This is a genomic window from Thalassomonas sp. RHCl1, assembly GCF_947387555.1.
Classification (GTDB): Bacteria; Pseudomonadota; Gammaproteobacteria; order Enterobacterales; family Alteromonadaceae; genus Thalassomonas.
On record NZ_CANDNZ010000003.1, the window covers coordinates 399,811 to 421,121 of the forward strand.

At 45.4% G+C, this 21,311-nt stretch carries 14 protein-coding genes and 1 pseudogene; 9 read left to right on the top strand and 6 right to left on the bottom strand.

The annotated features are described in order from the left end of the window. Positions 1-122 precede the first annotated feature (122 nt). The 3 genes from QL234_RS12090 (at position 123) to QL234_RS12100 (ending at position 4,830) form a co-directional block, all read left to right on the top strand. Positions 123-1,421, top strand: a complete 1,299-nt coding sequence (locus QL234_RS12090) for a DUF5690 family protein (protein WP_281558096.1) — start codon at positions 123-125, stop codon at positions 1,419-1,421. A gap of 1,390 nt (positions 1,422-2,811) precedes the next feature. Continuing rightward, the gene (locus tag QL234_RS12095; RefSeq protein ID WP_281558097.1) at positions 2,812-3,522 is read left to right on the top strand and encodes a choice-of-anchor E domain-containing protein; all 711 of its coding nucleotides are present in this window, start codon (positions 2,812-2,814) and stop codon (positions 3,520-3,522) included. Positions 3,523-3,978: 456 nt separating this feature from the next. Beyond that, positions 3,979-4,830, top strand: a complete 852-nt coding sequence (locus QL234_RS12100) for a PEP-CTERM sorting domain-containing protein (protein WP_281558098.1) — start codon at positions 3,979-3,981, stop codon at positions 4,828-4,830. A gap of 209 nt (positions 4,831-5,039) precedes the next feature. Here QL234_RS12100 and QL234_RS12105 read toward each other — a convergent pair whose 3' ends face one another. Both QL234_RS12105 and QL234_RS12110 read right to left on the bottom strand, forming a co-directional pair. Beyond that, the gene (locus QL234_RS12105) at positions 5,040-6,260 is read right to left on the bottom strand and encodes a beta-propeller fold lactonase family protein (protein WP_281558099.1); all 1,221 of its coding nucleotides are present in this window, start codon (positions 6,258-6,260) and stop codon (positions 5,040-5,042) included. 219 nt (positions 6,261-6,479) lie between these two features. Next, positions 6,480-7,766, bottom strand: a complete 1,287-nt coding sequence (locus QL234_RS12110) for a cystathionine gamma-synthase family protein (protein WP_281558100.1) — start codon at positions 7,764-7,766, stop codon at positions 6,480-6,482. A 332-nt stretch (positions 7,767-8,098) separates the two neighbouring features. Between QL234_RS12110 and QL234_RS12115 the strand changes: the two genes are divergently transcribed. Then, positions 8,099-9,097, top strand: coding sequence for a BMP family ABC transporter substrate-binding protein (locus tag QL234_RS12115; protein WP_281558101.1), 999 nt, complete (start codon positions 8,099-8,101; stop codon positions 9,095-9,097). Next, positions 9,081-10,283 (top strand): diguanylate cyclase, encoded by a 1,203-nt coding sequence (locus QL234_RS12120; RefSeq protein WP_281558102.1) that lies wholly within the window; start codon positions 9,081-9,083, stop codon positions 10,281-10,283. Before QL234_RS12115 ends, QL234_RS12120 begins: the two co-directional genes overlap by 17 nt. Before the next feature lie 21 nt (positions 10,284-10,304). Here QL234_RS12120 and QL234_RS12125 read toward each other — a convergent pair whose 3' ends face one another. Continuing rightward, positions 10,305-10,958, bottom strand: coding sequence for an XRE family transcriptional regulator (locus QL234_RS12125; protein WP_281558103.1), 654 nt, complete (start codon positions 10,956-10,958; stop codon positions 10,305-10,307). A gap of 192 nt (positions 10,959-11,150) precedes the next feature. Between QL234_RS12125 and QL234_RS12130 the strand changes: the two are divergent. From QL234_RS12130 to QL234_RS12140, 3 genes and pseudogenes are all read left to right on the top strand, one after another. Then, positions 11,151-12,311 (top strand): annotated as a pseudogene (locus QL234_RS12130) (IS30 family transposase). A gap of 137 nt (positions 12,312-12,448) precedes the next feature. Continuing rightward, positions 12,449-12,676 (top strand): DUF4157 domain-containing protein, encoded by a 228-nt coding sequence (locus QL234_RS12135; RefSeq protein ID WP_281558104.1) that lies wholly within the window; start codon positions 12,449-12,451, stop codon positions 12,674-12,676. Between the two features lie 190 nt (positions 12,677-12,866). Beyond that, a complete protein-coding gene (locus tag QL234_RS12140) occupies positions 12,867-13,499 on the top strand; it encodes a hypothetical protein (protein WP_281558105.1) in 633 nt (210 codons plus the stop codon). 128 nt (positions 13,500-13,627) lie between these two features. Here QL234_RS12140 and QL234_RS12145 read toward each other — a convergent pair whose 3' ends face one another. The 3 genes from QL234_RS12145 to motA form a co-directional block, all read right to left on the bottom strand. Then, on the bottom strand, positions 13,628-14,089 hold the full coding sequence (locus QL234_RS12145; RefSeq protein ID WP_281558106.1) for a hypothetical protein: 462 nt from the start codon (positions 14,087-14,089) through the stop codon (positions 13,628-13,630). 84 nt (positions 14,090-14,173) lie between these two features. Then, entirely contained in the window at positions 14,174-15,001 is an 828-nt protein-coding gene (locus QL234_RS12150; protein ID WP_281558107.1) for an OmpA family protein, read from the bottom strand. Continuing rightward, positions 14,998-15,855 (bottom strand): flagellar motor stator protein MotA, encoded by an 858-nt coding sequence (gene motA, locus QL234_RS12155; protein ID WP_281558108.1) that lies wholly within the window; start codon positions 15,853-15,855, stop codon positions 14,998-15,000. The genes QL234_RS12150 and motA overlap by 4 nt, the downstream gene beginning before the upstream one ends. A 774-nt stretch (positions 15,856-16,629) precedes the next feature. On the opposite strand from motA, the gene QL234_RS12160 reads away from it, so the two are divergent. Beyond that, the gene (locus QL234_RS12160; protein ID WP_281558109.1) at positions 16,630-21,204 is read left to right on the top strand and encodes a two-component regulator propeller domain-containing protein; all 4,575 of its coding nucleotides are present in this window, start codon (positions 16,630-16,632) and stop codon (positions 21,202-21,204) included. Positions 21,205-21,311 lie beyond the last annotated feature (107 nt).

Here is a 21,311-nt window from a genome sequence, read left to right on the forward strand (position 1 = left end):
AGGCACAAGCAGTGAGCAAGCATGGTCATAAAAACTTCATAATCAGCCTGGTATATACCACAATATTTCTGTCATAAAGTTTCGCTAAGCTAGCGGCTATTTAGAAATGACATGAGCAGAATATGAAGCGAATTTCCCTGTGGTTAAGCCAATGCAGCACGCTGTGGTTCACGGTTTATGCAACTATGGCCGCCTTTATGACCTACTTTTGCATGTATGCCTTTCGCAAACCTTTTACCGTCAGCAATTATGAGGGTATGGCGGACTTTTCTTACGGCATTGATTTCAAAACCGCCTTGATTCTTTCGCAAGTACTCGGTTATGCCCTGTCGAAATTTATCGGCATTAAGGTAATATCTGAAATGAACGCAGGTCGCCGGGCGCTGGCTATTTTAACCTTAGTGATGTTTGCTGAACTTGCCCTGATACTGTTTGCTCTTGCACCGCCAAACTGGAAGCTGTTGACCTTGTTTTTAAACGGCCTGCCCCTTGGCATGATCTGGGGCCTGGTGTTCAGCTTTTTGGAAGGTCGGCGGGTTTCTGAAATTTTAGGCGCCGGTTTAAGCGTCAGTTTTATTGTTTCTTCCGGGGTGGTCAAAAGCGTAGGTCAATGGTTGATGCTCAGCCACGGGATCAGCGAGTTTTGGATGCCCGCCATCACAGGAGCGGTATTCACCCTGCCCCTGTTTGTCTCGGTATTCTTTTTAATGCAAATACCTAAACCTTCGCCGCAGGACATTGCCGCACGCCATGAACGAAAACCCATGGACGGCAAAGCCCGTATGGCATTTTTTATTAAATATGCTCCGGGGTTAATCGCTTTGATCCTCACCTACATGTTATTAACCGGGATCCGTGATTACACTGATAACTTTGCCGCTGAGCTGTGGTCAAGTTTGGGTTTTGGTAATACACCGGCAATATTTTCTAGCGCGGCCCTTTATACCTCACTTTTTATTTTACTGACTTTAAGCCTGTTGATGTTTGTGAAAAACAATATGCGCGCTTTTATGGCCAACCATGCTTTTATCTTTATCGGCATTGCGATGATAGGGTTAAGTACCCTGGTTTATCAGGGCGGTTATTTGTCCGGTCAGGCATGGATGATCGCCCACTCTACCGGCATTTACCTTGCCTATATCCCCTTTAATTGCCTGTTGTTTGATCGCATGCTGTCGGTGATCAAGGATAAAGGCAATGCCGGTTTTTTGATTTATCTCGCTGACGCCATGGGTTATGCAGGTAGTGTTGGTATTTTGCTTTATAAAAGCTTTTTTGATGTTGAGCTTAGCTGGCTAAATTTTATGATCAGCAGTTCATATTTGATCAGCATAACCGGTTGCACTCTGGTATTAATCTCGGCCTGGTATTTTCATGTTAAAGTGATGAAACCTTTGAGCTTGCACCCGCAACCCGGCTAGGGCGTTAAATTAATTGATGTTGTGATCACAGGACAGTTAGCAGTAACTTGGTGGTCGGTGATAATAACGGCGTTGTGAGATGAAAATTAACCTGCCAGGGTAACAAACCGTTACCTATGATTCATTTACGGGAAGTATTCTTTGCTGGCTTATCAGTCTCTAATAAAATATTGAAGATTTTTCAAAGGCCAGAAAGCAAAAATGCAACTCAAAAGAGTCGCATTTTCTTAACTAGCTTAGCGCATCCTGCACTTATTTAGTGTCCGCATTCTATCCTGAATTTCCTTGAACAGCCTGTCCCTAGTTCATTTTCGTGACTCCTGTCACTTCCATATCCCTTCCCGGGTCAGCATCTTCCCGATGCATACCCACATTGCTGCGGGTTCCAAGCTATCCTGTGCTTATCGGTCTCCCTGACCGACATACTTCCGTGTATTACTTCCTTTGTGACTTCCTGCCACCTGACTTTATCCTAAAGTCTTCCTTGTAGAGCTTCCTGCCCTGTGCCGTCCTGACAAAGGTAATATTACGCGAATGTAACTTTATTATTAGGTAGGTGTTGTTAAATTTTTTTGAATTCTGATTAGCTATATTTTCTCATCTAATATTTTGTTGTTTATTATCAGCTGCTTATCTTGTTAACCCCAAGATGGATTGGCAAAAAATACCTTTATCTCGCACCTCTTTGTGAGATATCTCTTACATCGTAAGGTGACTTTTAGGCATAGATGAAAGCCACCTTATTATTCGTTATTCGGGAAGAGATTTTACGTTATTAGAGAATTTCTTTTATTTTTTGCTGTCGGAGTCTGCAGTTAATTATCCTGTTCCAGGATGAGCAAGTTGTGCTGGACATATATCAAGGCACCTCTTCATCCAACTCTATTTATCCCCATGGGTTATTAACGCGCCATTTTAAGCATGCATTTAACAATATCGCTCCAGCCTTACTGGTTTTTTGAAAACCGACAATGTTGCGATGCAAATAGGTTGATGACGCCTCATAAGCATCTTCATCAGGCGATGTAATATCGGGTAATACTATTTATTAGTCCATAAGTTATATTTCTTCTCGCATAAAACAAATTTGACATTATTTATTTGCATATTTGTTACATATTTCCTGTCATGGCGAATTTTTCGATTGAGGGAATAACAAATTGATAAATTTTTGTACAGATGGGCAGAGTGTCAGCTTTATTTGCAATTTTATAATATGACAAACCAGAAAATATAAAAAGTATTTAAAATCAGTATGTTAAATGCTTGGTGTGCGTATTGCTAATCAGGTTGTTACAGCAAGGAAGCCCTTAAATATCATCTGCTTACGTGGGTTTCTCTTGTTGTTTTAAAACAATATTTATGTTTTTAACTATCTAGAGGAATAAAAATGAAAAAATTAAAAGGGATGTCTATTAAAGGAGCAATCGCCGCGACCGCATTGTGTCTGGCTAGCTCCAACGCGTTGGCAGCTATGATAACGGTTGAAGATAGTTTTGGGGTTATGGGCAGTAGCACGGCAGTGGATGTTGGCCAGGAATCAGCGATTTTGTCAATTGCTGGCTTTAATTCCAGCTTAGGAACCTTAACAGGGGTTACTCTTACTGCGTTTGGTCAAATTAATGCTACCGGAACTTCACAAAATAATACTTCAGAGAATGGCAATACCGTTGCTACCTTAGGGACATTAGGAAGTTGGGGGGTCGTTTCGGGCGTCACCCATGATTTTGTTTTTGCGCGAGGTTCTAGCTTTCTTGATGCTGCCGAAAGCTCCTCCTCAGGAGATTATGATATGGCTCCGGGAGATCTTTTTAGCTTCGATATGGGCAGTGAAAGAAGTGGTGATATGTCGATCATTGATTATTCAGCCTTCACTACCGATGGGATGATTGATTTTAGATTTAATTTTAGAGCTGAGACGGTTATCCGCAACTTTACTGATGCAGGTAGAGAAACTTTTGCAAATACCTCCAATACCGGTGCCTGGGGGAAAATAGTGGCAACTTATACCTATGATGCAGCACCAGTGCCGGAGCCTGGGGCTTTGATTCTGTTGACTGCTGGTTTGTTAGGTTTGGGTTTACGTCGTAAGCAGAGGTAGTACTTTTTAGTTAATTGCTACGTCTTTAACAAGGTCAAAACTGAATAAACACTGTTATCGTTCTCGGCCAATTTTGTTGGTTGGTCAAAATTGTTATTACAAAAGCACCCTAGGGTGCTTTTGTATGCATTTGAAAAATGTTACTCAAGTGCGGCTTGCATTTAAAAGCTATCTTCTGAAAGGGCTCTCCTTCTTTAACGCTAATTTTGATATGCGTCGCCGGAATCTCCCTGTCTCGATAAATAAGGCTATTGTTGAAATATTTTACAATCATGCGGTCAGAAAAGTCTGGACAGGGCTTTAACATGTTGGGCTTGTTTGTTTTTATTAAGCAGGCATGAATTATGCCCTTCTTTTCATGCCTGTCTTATTGTTCATACATACCAATTTTATGCATTACCTGTTTGTTATGCACAAACAAGGCAGGCATGTCACTTGATAATGAGGAATGCTATTATGCTCAGAAAAACCAAGATGTTATCATTTCTATCAGTCAAATTTTCAATACAGTTATTCAAGACCCCTTCGTTAAAAGGAGCATTTGCGGCATTGTTGCTGATGTTTTGCTCTCCGCTTTCCGCCACAATAATTATGGCCGGATCCGACTATTTGGAAACCACCGCCGGGACCTTTTTAGACTTTAGCTTTCCCGGCTCACCCATGCCTGAAATAGGTATTGTTGATTTTATTGGTGATCCGGCAGGACCTGGTAATACCGATACCCTGGTCAGGCGCCTGGATGATGCTGTGCTGCCGGGAGAAGGCTCCTCTGATACTATCGACGTAGAGTTGGTGGCGCTTTCTCTAGTTAGCGTAGACCCCGTTGATATCGGCGGAACGGATTTTGATTTGTCCATTGCGCTTACTCCCACCATGCCTTCGCTGGGGCAATTAACCCTGACACTGGATGATGAAGCTGCAGTATCCGGGAGTTTTGAGTCCTTTTTTGATGTTTTTGTTGATATCCACTTTTTTGTCGCTGATACAGACATTCTGGTGGAAACAATTACAGCACTGCCTCTGTTAGGTTTACATGGACTTGGCCAATGGCAGCAAACTCCACATCCCGATACTGTGATAGTCCCCGGTAGTTACGGTGATATTAATGCCAATCAACATATACCGCCTTCAGGTGAATATGCTGATTTTTTTATTACCGAAATTATTGAAGTACAGCCCGGTCTGGGAGAGCACAGGTTGCAGCAGGCTACGGTGCCTGAGCCTGCAAGCATTGTTTTACTGTCTTTGGGGCTTTTAGCTGTAACATTTACAGGAAAAAGAAAAGTTCTTTACAGGCACGGCAGATAAAATTTGTTCAGCGATTAAGGCGCTGAATGTATGTGCCGGGTACACCAGAAATTTAACAGCCAAATAATAAAATTTCTCTGGTGTACGCTAAGTAAATAACCATTCCGGATGAGTATCTATTTATCTGAAACTGAGAAACTTGATTGCCAATAAATTACCTAAATTCCAGAAAGCTCCTCTGGGTTACTGGCACTATCAAAGTATCTCCTTTATCTATTCACCACTTCAAAGACAAATAAAGCATCACTCTCGGTAGCTGTCAGCAAAAGGTGGCGGCCGTCAGGGCTAAGATTAATGGAGGAGATCCCGTTCAGGTTATCAATCGGCTTGCCTTTATTTGGCAACCGGCTGATTAGCTTGAGCTTTCCGTCTATTTGCTTTTGAAATAATACTAAACCGGTATCAGCTTCGCCTGCCGCATATATCAAAGCGCCATCTGACGAAATTACCAGGCTGCCCGCCCCCTTTAAGCCACCATCAACTTCTTTATTAGTGATAGCCTGTAAAAAGACATAACGGTCATTCTCGGCTTTTCTAAAGACAACAAGCGAATGACTACCGGAGCACGCTATATATAAAAATTTCCCATCCGGTGAGACAACTATTTTTTGCGGGTTTAAAAATTGATCTACGCCATTCATTCCATGTTGCAAAAGCTGCTTCGCCGATAAATTGCCGTTTTTATCCCGATTAAAAATAGTCAGTTTGTGCTCATCAAAACCAAGTACAAATAACTCTTCATTCGAGGGGGATAATGCCAGGCCGGTAGGGTTTCCTAAACCGCCGGCAGACGCCATGCCAGTGGTAATGAACCGCCTAAAGACAACTTTTTCATCCGGCGTAATATCAAAAACAGAAACAGCATTACTCTTATAGCCGGTAATAAACAGCTGCTTATTATCGGTTGTGCTAACCAGCTGCCAGGCTCCCAATAATCCCAGGGTGTCCAGGTCGCCAACAGCTTTTTTGTCACCAAAAACTCTTTGAACAGTCAGGCCGTCAGAGATTGTTTTATGCAAATGGTAGCGATCCTGTTTGTGGGAAAAGATGGATAAGGAGCCGTCATAAAAACTGCTAACAATGGCTTTATTCCCTTTGTTCAACAAGGCCACTGCCGAGGCTCCCTCTAAACCGCTAACTGCAGGGTTAGCATTTTTAAAGATCTGGCTAAAGCTTAAATTAAAGTGCTTATCAAGATTAAATACAGCAAAGGCATTATCATCACCGCTAACGACAAAAACCCGGGAGTTATCTGGCGTCACAGCTACGGCCCTGGGGTTATCCAGGCCATCTACGCCGTTAACATCATCTTTTAATACCTGAATAAGTCTATGTTCAACCCCTTTGGATGCTGCTGCGACAGAATTGTTTGCATCTGCTGTTGAGCATACAATGAGGAACGGTAAAACCAGTATTTTTATTATGCCCACTATTTCAATTTTCCTGTAGCAAAAAATCACTTCACGTGGAAATGTATAGTCAGTTAAAAAGCAGCTTTATCAAGTTATGACTAAAACTCAACTTGAACCGGATCATGTAGCAGCTAAAGTTGTGAGGCAGAATTGCTGTCATTCTGCCTGTGATTCATCTGGCAGCAAATTTCCTGGAGGAAAAATCGCATGAGCACTGAGTTAAAACCCGTGCTGAGATCAGGCCAAGGCTTGGGCAAGATCGGCAATGATATCTTGCGGCTCTTCAATACCAATAGAGATCCGGATCAATCCCTCGGTAATACCTATCGATTCCCGGCGTTCTTTAGGCACGCCGGAATGTGTCATGGCGGCAGGATGCTGGGCCAGGCTTTCTGTCCCTCCCAGGCTGACGGCAAGTTTCACCAGTTTAAGGCGGTTCAGCACGTTAAATGCCGCTTGTTCACCCCCTTTTACTTCAAAGGAAAAAGTTGATCCCGCTCCTTTACATTGTTTTTGATAAACCTGGTATTGCGGTTCATCCGGGGTTAATAAACCCGGGTAGTCGATGCGGGTCACCTGATCATGCGCCTGTAAAAACTCTACTACCTCTTTTGCGCCGCTGGTTGCCGCCTGCATACGGATTTTTAAGGTTTCCAACGAGCGTAGAATCAGCCAGGCGGTATGGGAGTCCATGGTGGTGCCGATACTGTTCCTGATTTTTCTAATTTTTGAGATCAGGGCTTTATCACCGGAGCAGCTGCCGCCAATAAGGTCTGAATGTCCGCCGACATATTTGGTCAGGGAATACAGACATAAATCGGCGCCGTGTGCTAACGGCTTCTGCCATAGCGGCCCCAACATGGTGTTGTCGACTGCCAGTACCGGCCGGGCAGCTTGTTTACCGGTATTTTGATTGGTAAAAGTCTCGATAAGCTGGCGGCACTGGGCGATATCAATCAGGTTATTGGTGGGATTGTCGGGGGTTTCCACCATGACCACAGAGATATTGCCCATCTGGCTTGCTTTGCTTAGCGCCTGCTCTAACCCTTTGGTGCCTTCGCTGGAGATAAAGCCCACCGCCTGAATATTCATTTGTGCCAAAATGCCGTTGATCAGGCTATCTGTACCGCCGTAGATAGGCTCTGAATAAACGATGACATCGCCCGGTTTAGAAAGCGCCAGCAGCATGGTTGAAATGGCCGACATACCGCTGCCGGTGATCAGGCAGTCTTGTGCTCCGTCCCAAACGGCAATGCGGTTTTCTGCAATTTCTATGGTCGGGTTATTAAAACGGGAATACACCAGGCCGGCCTGCTGCCCTTCCTCCAGTTGAATGCGCCCGGAGGCAACATCAAAAAAATGCTTTCCCTGCTCTGCCGACTCAAAAACAAAGGTAGAGGTTTGAAAGTTTGGACATTTGATTGAACCTTCTGATAACCGGGGATCATAACCATAGCCCATCATGAGTGATTCCGGTTGTAACCGATGCTCGCCAATAGCGCGTTTTTTGTAATTGTCCGTCATGTTAATCTCTTGATTTAATGTAATTTGTTGCCGGTAAGCTAGTTTTCTCTGTTGGATATCCAGCTAAACCTTGTCCTCACGATTTTATCGCTAAAACCGATACAGGTGCTTTATGGGGACTATTATGACAATAAAAACGGTTACTTACCTAGAAAATAACGCTAGCCAGCGGCAAGTATCAGAAAAACCATGATGGTTAGCCAGGCAGTTGGCCAGCGTTTTCCTCTTCGGACTGACCCGGTTTTGGTAAATAGACTTTACTAAAAAGTCGAACTATTCTTCGTCTATTGCCCCTATCGCTTAACTGTTTCATGAAGTTAAAAGCGCTGTTAGTGTCACTTTTCTGTTTATGCCCCGCTATGGCTTATGATTTCAAACCCGTCATGATCTATGACGGCGAAGAAATTATGGATAATGCCTGGAATGAAGCCGTTCATACAGGTATTGAAAAGTTTGAAAAGAAATTTGGCATTGAGGTCAAGGAAGCGAGAATTTTTGCCAATAATTTAACGCCAAATGCAAACTCCTTAATCGAGGCGGTATTTGCCCATGCAAAAGCTGGTTTTAATCCCATTATGATCAACGATTTTGACAATGAGACTATGCGTAAAATCGTGCGCCAGGAGCCGAAATTAAGGTTTATTGTTTTTAACGGCATTTATAATGTTCCCAATGCTCATTTTTTCATGTTTTCCTATCAGGAAGCCGCTTTTTTGGCCGGTTATCTGGCTGCCCAAAAAAGTAACAGCAAAAAGCTAGGTTTTATCGGCGGCAGAGATATCTCGGGGATCAGAAATTCTCTTTGTGGTTATATTAAAGGGGCACGCCATGCCTTGGCCGGAGCTGAGGTTAAGGTAACTTTTATCAGTGATGCACTTGATGGCTGGAATAACCCGCAACAGGCCTATGAAATAGCCATGGAGCAGATAGCCGGCGGCGTTGATGTCTTATATGCCGCCGCCGGAGCAAGTGGCCAGGGAGTATTGAGGGCAGCACATGAAAAAGGGGTATATAGTATAGGGGCGGACAGCAATCAAAATGGTGTATATCCGGGCAGCGTATTAACTTCTGTTTTGGTTAATGTCGGCGACGCCGCCTATCGCGCTTTAGTGGCCGCCTACCGCAATATCTGGCGGGAGCAGCTGAAAATATTGGGATTGCAGGAAAACGGAGTGGGCCTGGCATTTGACCGGCATAATGCCCCCTTAATCTCCGCACAGTTAAAAGCTGAAATCGATCAATTACAGGCCGATATTATTTTAAAAAAGATCGATTTGCCAAATTATGTGATCACTAAGCAATGTATCGATCAACATGGGACCATTTTTTAGACTACAGCATCACTCCATCAAAATTACCATTATTTTAGGGATCTTATTGGCGCTATTGTGCTCCTTTGGCGGCGCTGGCTGGTACGTGATTTCAACAATTGAAAATAAACTTTATCAGGAGTTTTCCCTTGAACGGGCTGAGCTCACCGAAAAAATCGCCACCGCTATGGCTGAGCCCATTTATTTTCTTTCCCCCAATAACGCCGGCTTGATCCTGACCCTGATCAAACGAGATCCCAGTATAGTGTCCCTGGAAATATACGATAACTTAAATGAGATGCCCTTTATCAACATAGATATACCGCAAAGAAAATCGGGTATGCTGTTTAGCAACCGGGCCGATATCGTTTATGGCAAGGTCAATATTGGCGAACTTAACATTGTCTTTAACAATATTCGCCAGCAAAAGGAAATGAAGAACAAACGGGAGTTAATGGTTAAGGTTTTTGGCTACACCTTTGTGGTCAACCTGATTATCATGTTCCCTTTAGTACATTTTATTATTTTCAGGCCCCTGAACCGTCTGGCCCAGCAGGCGAGAAACTTTCAAGACAATGAGTTAGAGCACGCCTTTTGCTGGCGGGAAAACAGTGAAATAGGCCTGGTCGGGCGCAGCTTTGAAATGGCGAGAACCGCTATTTTAAGTTTAATTGCCAAACTCAGGAAAAGTAATGACAAGTTAGCCAAGGCCGCAGTCACCGATAAACTGACCGGGTTGTTTAACCGCCATAAAGCAGATGCCGTACTGGAAGCGGAAATAAACAGGGCCCGGCGTTACGGCAATCAATTTAGCGTGATCTTGATAGATATAGATTATTTTAAGCAGGTCAATGACAAGTTCGGCCATCAAACCGGCGATATGGTGTTGAGCCTTTTTGCCAAACTGCTGATAAAGCATACCCGGAAAAATGACCTGGCAGCCCGCTGGGGCGGCGAGGAGTTTATCATTGTTTGCCCGGAAACCGGTTTGAGGAAATGTAATCTGATCGCACAAAAGTTGCGAAAAGCCGCTGAAGAGGCCGAATTTCCGATTGTAAAAAAGCAAACCGCCAGTTTTGGCGTGGCGGCTTTCACTGCTCCGGAAAGTTTAGCGCAATTAATTTCCCGGGTTGATGCCGCCCTTTATCTCGCCAAAAAAAGCGGCCGGAACCAGGTGGTGCAAAGCCCGTTTGTTAACGGCAAATAATGCCTGGTTAAATTTTTAAAATTACAGGCTTCGCCCGCACCAGACAATACGCCCAGCCACGGCATGTTGCTCGGCATTGTCGTGGTTAATTTGCCAGTTGGGGTATTCCTGGTTGTCGCTGATCACTTCCACATGATCTGACTTTTGTTTTAACCGTTTTGCCATCAAACCATCCTGGGTTTGCAATACATAAATACCTTCGCGGGCGGCTTGTTGCTGGTTTAAATCAACCAGTACCATATCGCCGTGATGTAAGGTCGGCAGCATACTGTCGCCCCGTACCGTTACAAACGCAAGATGTTCGCCGTGCACCCCAAGTTGTGAGCTTAACCAGCGTTTATTTAAGGCAAACTGTTCGGTGACTTCCTCGGCGCCGTTGATAGTACCGAAACCGGCACTGGCTTCAACATCAAGCTTGGGCACCAGCAGCAGCTCGTCGCTGCTGTGTTGCACCGGATTATCATGGGCGCGCTCGCCGGTAAGTAACCAGTTTAAATCGACTGAAAACAGGCCATATAAATGTTCCAGATATGCCATTGACGGGCGCCCTAATCCGCGGCAAATACGGTAAATATGTGAGGATGATTTACCGGTTAATTCGGCAAACTGGCGCTTGTTGCCGCCGGCAAACTGCTCTACTAACTCTAGAAAACGACGTGAAAAAGCACTACTCATAAACCTTTTACCCGGTATTGATTACAGCAAAAGGGCGCACGTTACACTGGAATGCCTCCGCTGTACAGGGATGGTCAAGCGTTTGCACAAAGCTTAGTCAATTAGCCCGTGTGAACCGGGTTAAGTGGCTGTTTTGCCCCTTGAGTTCAAATGATGAATGCAACGCTATCCTTAATTCAAAGGAGCGTAGCAATGAAAAGAAGAACTCGTATAATTTATACCGCTCAGCAAAGAGCATTGATGTGGGAAAAATACCAACAAGGCTGTTCACTTCATGATATTGCCAGATTATTTGATCGGCACCATCCTCCGATAGCTAGAATTATTGGGGAATCGGGAGGAATTCGACCTCGTGATAGGCGGAGGGATAAAAGCCACTTAACGCTATATGAATGAGAAGAAATATCTCGAGGCATATCAGCCAAACAATCAATTAGAGCCATCGCAGAAAAACTCAAACGCGCCCCTTCAACAGTTTGTCGTGAAATAAAGCGTAACGGTGGTTATGATAAGTATCGTGTAGTAAAAGCTGATAAAGCGGCATGGGACAACGCAATGCGTCCAAAGGACTGTAAACTGGCTTTGAACAAGTCGCTGGCAACCCTTGTTGCTCGAAAGCTTAGATGTTCATGGTCACCACAGCAAATTGCAGGCTGGTTACAAAGAACTTTCCCCAGCGATGAGGGCTTTCACGTGTCACATGAGACGATATATAAAACTTTGTATATTCAAGCTAGAGGTGCTTTGAAGAAAGAGCTACAGAAGTGCTTGAGATCAAAGCGGGTTATGCGCTATTCCACACATGCTACTCTAAAAAACAAAGGGTTAGGTAAAATACCAGATGCAGTCTCAATAAGTGAACGACCAGCATCTGTTGAAGATAGAGCTGTCCCTGGGTATTGGGAGGGAGACCTTATTAAAGGCTCAAATAATTCGTACATTGCAACACTTGTGGAACGCCATTCTCGCTATGTAATGCTTGCTAAAGTGCAAGACAGTAAAACAAATACCGTCATAGAAGCATTAATCAAACAAGCTAAAAAGTTACCCCGTGAAATGTATAAATCTCTTACATGGGATAGAGGCTATGAGATAACAAACCACAAAGAATTTACTCTGGCGACAAAAGTCGATGTCTATCTTTGCGATCCATACTCACCATGGCAAAGAGGCTCAAATGAAAATACAAATAGGTTACTCAGGCAATATTTCCCAAAAGGAACCGATTTATCTAAACATAGCCAGCAAAAATTGAGTAGCGTCGCCAGAAAACTTAACGAAAGACCAAGGAAGACTCTACAATATGAAACACCTGCTGAAAGATTTAACCAGTGTGTTGCGCTCATAGATTGAACTCAAGCCGCGAAGCCGACCATATCGCCGACAACGTCATAAAGACCTCCAATGCCGACTTGATTAATCGGCCGCAGAGTAAAGCAGCCAAAAGTCTATCCCGTGGGGTTCAGTCAAAAAATCAAGCAGATAGTGAAATGCCTGCCCCCCGCCATATAAAGTCTGCGGTTGAAGAGTTGAACACCAAAGGCACATCAATTTCCACACGAGAGCGGGCCTTTTTTGAACCCCGCTTTGCTAAAGACTTTAGCCAGGTCAAAATTCACACCGGTAATCATGCAGAGCAATTGGCAGCAGCAATTAATGCCCGGGAGCATCAGAGCACTAACGCTCGCCTCTGTCGCCGATCCCCCTATAACAGGTAAACATGGCAAAGCAATTTCCCGGAATTTAACAGCTATAATTGGTACGAAAACCGGACAGTGCTTGATAAAGTCATGGCACGCCGGTGCCATATCCAGTAACCTTAATTTTCAGGGAGTTTCGCCCCGGAATGAGTCCGCTATAAATTCAATACCTGGCAATATATCGGCATTACTAAAATGGAAAACAGAAATGACTTCTCTTATAACACCCGAGATAAAATCAGCAGCTAAAGTATTTTCCATCATAAAAAAGATGGCGAATAAAAATGCGGTAAACAAAGTGCTCACAGGATTAGAGTCTGATGAAATAAGCCTTTCTGACGTTAAAAAAGCAAGTCCAGGCTATTTAGCATGCCTTATCAGGACTATTGAGGCTGTTGAAAGAGCATCTTCAGTAGAAAAAGTGAATACTTTAAAGAAGTTATTTGTGGCCAGCGACTCTTCGGGATTAATTGAGAAACAACCTGATTTTTACCAGGAAATACTATCAATATTTTCGGAGTTATCATACCGGGAGATATTGATCCTCTTTTATCTGGATAAGGGCGGGCTGCCCTACACAGATGATTTACATGTCAAGGAACCTGAAAGAGCGGCGGATGATGATACTTTGCCTAACCCGCATGTACAATACGAAGAAGCCAGCCAGTACTGTGCTTATCAGGTTAAAGTAAATTCAGATGTGCTTGGTGCTTTACTTGGCAGGTTGTCCCGAACCGGCTTAATAGGAAATGCCCCGGAATGGACTTCTCTGGTTTATTTCTTTACGCCGCTTTACCGAGATCTTAAGCAATTTTTTGCATTTGAGTTTTACGAGACTTGAGATGAACCGCAAAATCACTTAAACCGGCCCCGGATGAAGACAAACGAAACAGGCATTAACAGCTGCGAACAACGGGTAAAAACCGGTAAGTCCAAACCAGGTCGCTCGAAGCCAGAAAACCGTATTATTTAACCTTTAAGAAACCATTCTTTAAAAAGTGTTTCTACCAATTCAATAATATTTTCTGTTTGTTTTAGTTGATGGGCTTTTTTCACTTTCCTTCGTTTTAAAGATTGGTGCTTTATCGGCGGTAACTTAGCTGAAAGGTTACCGCAAGGGATAGCTTTAATGCTGGGCTGCTTAATATCAACGCCAGGTACCCCCAAGGCTAAATTCTGCTGGTTAAGTATATGCATTTGCCCTGCCGTGAGACGCTCCCAGGGGCGAAAGGCGGCAGCCGTCAAGGTATTGAGATGACGGCGATTTTTTGCCTGGGTCAGAGGCGTAGCATCCTGTCGTTGCGGGCCTCTGACTTCGTTGCCCGAGTGCTGCACTAAACGGTGGCGATTTTCCTGCCCGCCATGGCTGATGCTGCAACCGACATCAATTGCCTTATTTAACGGCATATTGGGGGGAGTAACTGAGCTCATTAAAAATTAAACACCTTTTTATGTAACTTAGCTTGATAAATCATGTATCTCCCCCGACGACAAGTCATGCCCCTGGCCCCAGGCTTAGTGCCCGGAGCGTGCCTTCATCATCGATTGATCTACGTCCTTATTTAATACAACGATAGCAATACGGCGGTTAATGGCCGCTTCCGGATTTTCTGCATCGTAGGGCAGCGAGTCGCCCATACCGACAATTTCCGCGATTCTATCCGCTTGCAGCCCGGCTTTAAGCAACGAGTGGCGGGCGCTGTCGGCCCGGTTAAGGGACAATGTCCAGTTATCGGTGGCAAAATCATCGGGAAATGCCAGGCTGTCGGTATGACCGCTAATACTGATACGATGCTCAGTTGCATTCAGCAGTGGAGCCAGCTCTGCCAATATCTGATCAGAAGCCGCTGTTAACTGGCTGTCCCCCAGGGTAAACATGGACTGGTTAACCGAGTCCATAATTTGAATTTTTAATCCCAAAGCATGCATCGACAATACAACTTCTTCTGAATATTCCTGCAGCGCCGGACTTTGCTGAATTTTTTCCATCAAGACCTCAACCGGGCTTAATGCGACCGGCTCTGGCGGCGTTTGCTCCTGTTCTTGCACCTGTTCTTGTTTTGACTCTTGCTCAATCAGGGGGAATTCTAACTCCTGCGGCAAAGGCAAAGGCTCAGGCTCCGCCTCTTCCACTTTTTTCTTCACTTCATTAGCGGGAGTGAGAGCTTTCATCTTATCCTTATCTAAAAAATACTGCGCCACCATCACTTTCTGCTTTTGATCGAGTACCGCGGTCATCCATAACACTAAGAATACCGCCATCATCGCCATGGCAAAATCGGCAAAGGCAATTTTCCAGCTGCCACCGCCATGAGAGTCGAGAATACTGTCTATACGGTTCATGACGCTGTTACCTGAGTGAGTTTTTGCACCTGCTTGAAGCTCGGCCGGTCGGTGCTAAACAAGGTTTTTCGACCGAATTCAATCGCCAACTTCGGCGGAATACCGCTTACGGTGGCAATCAGGGCGCCCTTACAGGCATCGAATAATTTAATTTCTTCTAACGCCCGATAGGCAAGGGCACTGCTTAACGGGCCGATAAGTCCATATCCGAGCAATAAACCGATAAAAGTACCGATTAAGGCCGAGGCTACCTGCTGACCTAATAACATAGGATCTCCCCCCAGTGATCCCATCGCAGTCACTATTCCCAATATCGCGGATAAAATACCGAAACCGGGTAAATAATCGGCGGTTTTATTTAAGGCCGCAGCGGGCATAGACAATTCCTGAAGGCGGCTTTCGATCTCTATATCGATAAGATCGCCAATTTCCTTGCTGCTCATTTTGCCGGTAGAAATAATACGGAAATAATCGACAATAAAGTTGGTCAGGCAGATATCAGACAAAACCAGCGGATATTGCTTAAACAGTTCACTGCGTTTCGGGGCATTAATGTGCTTACCCAAAGCCTGGGCCCCCTCATTATTTAAAATCTCCAACAACGAATAAATCAGCCCTAACACGTCTAACGGGTCGACCGCCTGATGCTTTTTAGGTGAGATAAAAATGAGGATATTGTCGTATACCGCCTTAATGATATGGCGGGGGTTCGCTATGATAAAGGCACCGGCCGCGGCACCAATAATCATAATGATCTCAAAGGGCTGCCATAGTGTCGACAGATTGCCGTTCATAAACTTATATCCGCCAAACAGGCTCAAAATTAATAAAATAATACCGCAAATAAATGCCATTGCTCCGCCTTAACCTTAACTGAGAGAGGTAAATGAGTACCGAACGAAATTTGCCCGAACTCCTGTAATAAACAAGGAGCCGAATGCCTTCCCGTTATATGATGTAAAGCTAAGACACAGCCGTTGATTTTGTGTTGCCAAAAATTTCTCAGACTGTTATCGACTCAGGTCACCTCCATAATCCCAGCCACTCACAGCTGCTCACTCACCAGTTAACCTCCTCCTTCCCTATTCCTCAGCAGAGAGATGCTCCCTCCCCGTCGAGTCAAGCCAAATATGATTAAACGATAAAAACAATTTTTAAACTCTGGTTTCTCAAAAATTGACGGGAGTGCTTTGCCACGTTTATATCCGACGCGCTTAGCAAATGTTCAAGAGAATAAATCCAGCGGACAGCCCGCTCAAATTTGCTTGAAGAACGGCCTGAGAAAAATTAACTGCTTCAAAAGCAGCTCAAGCCAGCCGCTATCTTCAAAATAATATTAACTAGACTAAGCTAATGAAAGGTTGTCGGTAAGTTAGCATTCCTTTTTTGATAGATATGACAAAACAGCGCTATTTTCCATGGTTAGTCTTCACCCGGCAGCCCGGGGTTTTCCTGCAACTTTCGTTCCCCTCCCTTTGCCAACATTGCCGCCAGCTCACCAGGCCAAGTAGCCGAAGGACTAAATAGCGATGAATAAGCAGCAGCTTCATCTGTATGAACTCTTAGCATCAAAAACTATTAAACCTCGGCTTAACTGCTCTGACATCACGAATCCCGGCAACATTTCTTTGAGCCATAAATACTTCGTTTGCAGACACATCTTTTCAATAATCTGTCAGCACTTGTCCCTGATCGCCCTGCTACTCTTGCCCTGCCTGAGTTACAGCAGTGAAGTCATTGAAAAAGCAACTGAAATCAGCCGTAAGACGGCGCACACACCACGCTTTAAAACCATTGAAAATGCTGAGCTCGATGCTATCGGCGTCCCCTGGGCCATAGTACAAGACCCGCAGGGGTTTATGTGGTTTGGCGGACCTTCGGGACTGGCCCGTTACGACGGCTACAGCGTTAAGATCTACCGGCACGACCCTGCCGATGCCGGCAGTTTAAGTAACAACTATATCTCAGATCTCATTGTTGATAGCAAACAGCGGCTATGGGTTGCAACACGAGGCGGCGGCATTAACCGCTATGAACCTCTGAGCGACAGCTTTGTCCGTTATCAGCATGAACCAGATAACCCATTAAGCATCAGCCATGACAGCGTACGTTCGATGTTTGAGCGCAAAGACGGTAAGCTCTGGCTGGCCACCTGGAGCGGCGGCCTTAATTTATTTAACCCCGATACCCGGCACACAACCCGCTACCAGCAGCAAACAGATAATGCCAAGGACATAGGCCACGACATTTTGCGTATGGTTTACGAAGACTCTCAAGGTATATTATGGCTGGCAACCCAGGGGGAAGGCTTGATCCGCTTCGATCCGCGAAATCAACAAGTGAAACGCTACCGTTACGATGCCAATGATGCCAATGATGCCAACAGCCTAAGTGATAATGATGTTTCAAGTATCTATGAAGACAGCAAACAACGGCTGTGGATATGCACTTTTGGCGGCGGTTTAAACCGCCTGGAACCTGGCAGCGACAAGTTCATCCGTTATCACCACGACCCCAATGACATCACCAGTATAGGCGCCAATACCGTCACGGATATCGCCGAAGACAAAAGCGGTAAGCTGTGGATCACCACCGAAGGCAGCGGCCTTAACCAGTTTGACCCGGACACGGGCCGTTTCTTACGCTTTCTCCATCGCCCGGGCGAACCGGACAGCCTGCCCAGCAACAAAATCCGAAGCATCTATCAGGACAAACACGGCGACTGGTGGTTTGGTCACTTCCCTGTCGGCATCTCCCGGCTGGACCCCTACGCCTCATCTTTTACTAACTATCAACATAATCCTCGGGATAATAACAGCCTGAGTCACAACGGCGTACTGGCCTTTACCGAAGACGAGCGGGGCAACCTGTGGGTGGGTACCGAAGGTGGTCTCAACTATTTTAACCGGCAAACAGGTGCTTTTAACCACTATAAGCACGATCCGCAACTTGCTGACAGCCTGCCCGCCCCCGCCACATTAACGCTGCTTGAAGATCACCTCGGCACCCTGTGGGTGGGCAGTGCCGGCGGTGGCATCAGCCGTTTTAACGCTGAAACCGGAAAGTTTATTCATTACCGGCCGGCACATAAAGCCCCCTATAGTTTGAGCAATGCCACTATCTGGACCATCTATGAAGACAGCCAAAAAAACCTGTGGACAGGCACACATGACGGAGAGGTCAACCGTTTCGATCGCCAAGCCAACCGGTTTATCAGCAATAGCGCCGATCTCCGACAAGCAAGCACTTTTCCCTCGGGTGAGGTGCATGACTTTCACGAAGACACCCGGGGCAATTTCTGGGTCGGCACCTCCGGCGGCCTCAACCTGATGGACAGGGAAAGTTTTTCTTTTGATCATTTTCAAAGCCAGGAGCAGGATCTGAGCCGTTTAAACCGCGATTATATTTGGTGTATCTATGAGGACAAGGCCGGGAATCTTTGGCTGGGCACGCATGGCAACGGACTCAAACATTTCGATCGGCAAACGGGAAAATTTACCAGCTACCGGGTTAAAGACGGCCTGGCGAATAACGTGGTCACAGGTATTTTACAAGACGATCAGGGGTATTTATGGCTGAGCACGGAAAACGGCTTATCCCGTTTTGACCCGAGCAGCCACAAATTTCAAAATTATGATAAAGCACACGGCTTGCCGGGCAATGTTTATAATCGCCCCGCACATATAAAAACCCGGCGGGGGGAAATTATCTTCGGCAGCACCAACGGCTTTACCATTATTGATACCGGTAAAATTTTTGCCGATCCCATCCCGCCGCCGGTGGTGATCACCGAGCTGCAAATTTTCAATCAGGTGGCGGTTATCGGCGCGAAGGATTCACCGCTACAATATGCCATTAACCAAAGTAAAACGCTCACCCTGAAACACAGCCAATCGGTATTTTCCTTTAAGTTTGCCGCCCTCAACTACCGCCTGGCAGAAAAAAACCAATACGCCTATCAATTACAGGGCTTTGACAAAGAATGGAACTACATCGGCAATGATCACATGGCTACCTACACCAACCTGGATCCCGGGCACTATGTTTTTAAAGTTAAGGCCGCCAATAGCGAGGGAGTATGGAACGAACAGGGCACTGCCATTGATATCACGGTATTGCCGCCCTGGTGGAAAGCCTGGTGGGCTTATTTTATCTATGCCATGTTGTTTGCAAGTGCGGTATTTGCCTTTGTTTATGCCCAGCGTAAAAAAGTACACTATGAGCGCGCAATCAATCGCCAGCTCAAGCAGGTAGATAAACTCAAAGATGAATTTCTGGCCAATACTTCACATGAATTACGCACACCGTTAAACGGCATTATCGGCATTGCCGAGTCCTTGATTGATGGTGTCGGCGGCAGCCAGTCAAAAGCCAGTACCACCAACCTTGCCATGATCATTGCCAGCGGCAAACGGCTGGCGAATTTGGTGAATGATATTCTTGATTTTTCCAAATTAAAAAATCATAACCTGGTGCTGCATGCCAAGCCGGTTGATTTACATACCATCACAGAGGTAGTGTTGACCTTGTCAAAGCCGCTTATTGCCGATAAACCACTTGAGCTGATCAATGCTATCCATAGTGACTTGCCCCCCGCCTGGGCCGATGAAGACAGGGTACAGCAAATACTGCATAACCTGGTGGAAAATGCGATCAAATTCACCGATAAAGGCCGTATACAGATCTCAGCTCAAATAGAAAAGACCTGGCTTAAAATCAATGTCTGCGATTGTGGTATCGGCATTGAAAAAGATAAATTTAAGGCCATCTTCGAGTCGTTTGCGCAGGTTCAGGGCAGCGCAACCCGAAATTACGGCGGCACCGGATTGGGCCTTGCCGTAAGCAAGCAACTGGTGGAATTACACGGCGGTTTAATCACAGTTGACTCTGAACTTGGCCGGGGCTCAACCTTCAGTTTTACCTTACCGGTGTCGAAAAAGCAGGCGGATAAACAACTTGTCGGCAATCCAACGGTAGCACGCCTGCACCTGATAGAAAACGATGAGGATGAAACCTTGCAGGAAGCCTTTTCACCGCTGCCCCAAGCCAATAATGAAAAATTCAGGATATTAATCGTTGACGATGAACCGGTTAACCGCCAGGTATTGCATAACCACCTTGCGCTGCAAAATTATCAGCTGGTGGAAGCCGGCAGCGGCGAACAGGCATTGCAGGCGCTTGAAGCAAAAGAGCCTTTTGATCTGGTGTTACTCGATATTATGATGCCGAAAATCTCCGGTTATGACGTCTGCCAGAAAATTCGTGACCGCTATCCCGTCAATGAGTTGCCGGTGATTTTTTTAACCGCCAAAAACCAGGTGAATGACCTGGTGCACTGCTTTGCTATCGGCGCCAATGATTACCTGAGTAAACCCGTATCTAAAGTCGAATTGTTAACCCGGGTGGAAAACCAGTTAAAACTGTTGGATATTAACCGCCATTTAGAAAGCAAAGTTGCTGAACGTACCCGACAATTACAAAGTAAAACCCAGGAATTACAAGCGGCCTACAGCCAATTAGAGCAAGTGAGTTTAACCGACCCCCTGACCGGGCTGAAAAACCGCCGCTTTTTAGCCAATAACATAGAGCAGGACATTGCCCTGGCACTGCGTAAATATCAGCGCTGGAATGAAGGAAAAAGCACCGAGCAGCCGCTTGACGCCGATCTGACATTCTTCATGATCGACTTAGATCATTTTAAGCTGGTCAACGATGTTCACGGCCATACTGCCGGCGATAATGTGTTGATTCAAATAAAAGAAATTCTTGAGCAAATCTGCCGGGACGCTGATTTTCTGATCCGTTGGGGCGGCGAAGAGTTTTTGGTGCTCACCCGCTTTGCCGATCGTAATGAAGCACCGCAATTGGCAGAACGATTAAGGCAGGCGGTTGAAAACCATGCTTTTGATATCGGCAGCGGCAAAGTACTGAAGAAAACCTGCTCTATCGGTTTTGCCACCTACCCGTTTCTGCCGCAAGAACCTGCGGCATTAGCCTGGCATCAAGTGGTTGATGTCGCAGACTTTTGCCTTTTTGCTGCTAAAAAAACCAGCCGAAACTCCTGGGTAGGACTAAGCAGCCAAACCGGCTGTAGCAATGAAGCTCTAGTGACAAGAGTCACCGAGCACACACAAACACTGCTACAGGCCAATGAACTGCAATTGCATACCTCTATTTCCCCCCTCCGTCAAATTCATTGGTAAAACAACAAAAAAGAGCAACTACATTTGCCACAGCCTGATAATAAACCACTAAAGGCATTGTACAGGCTGTATTAATGCAGCCCTTTCTTAAAGCTCCAGAAGCAAAT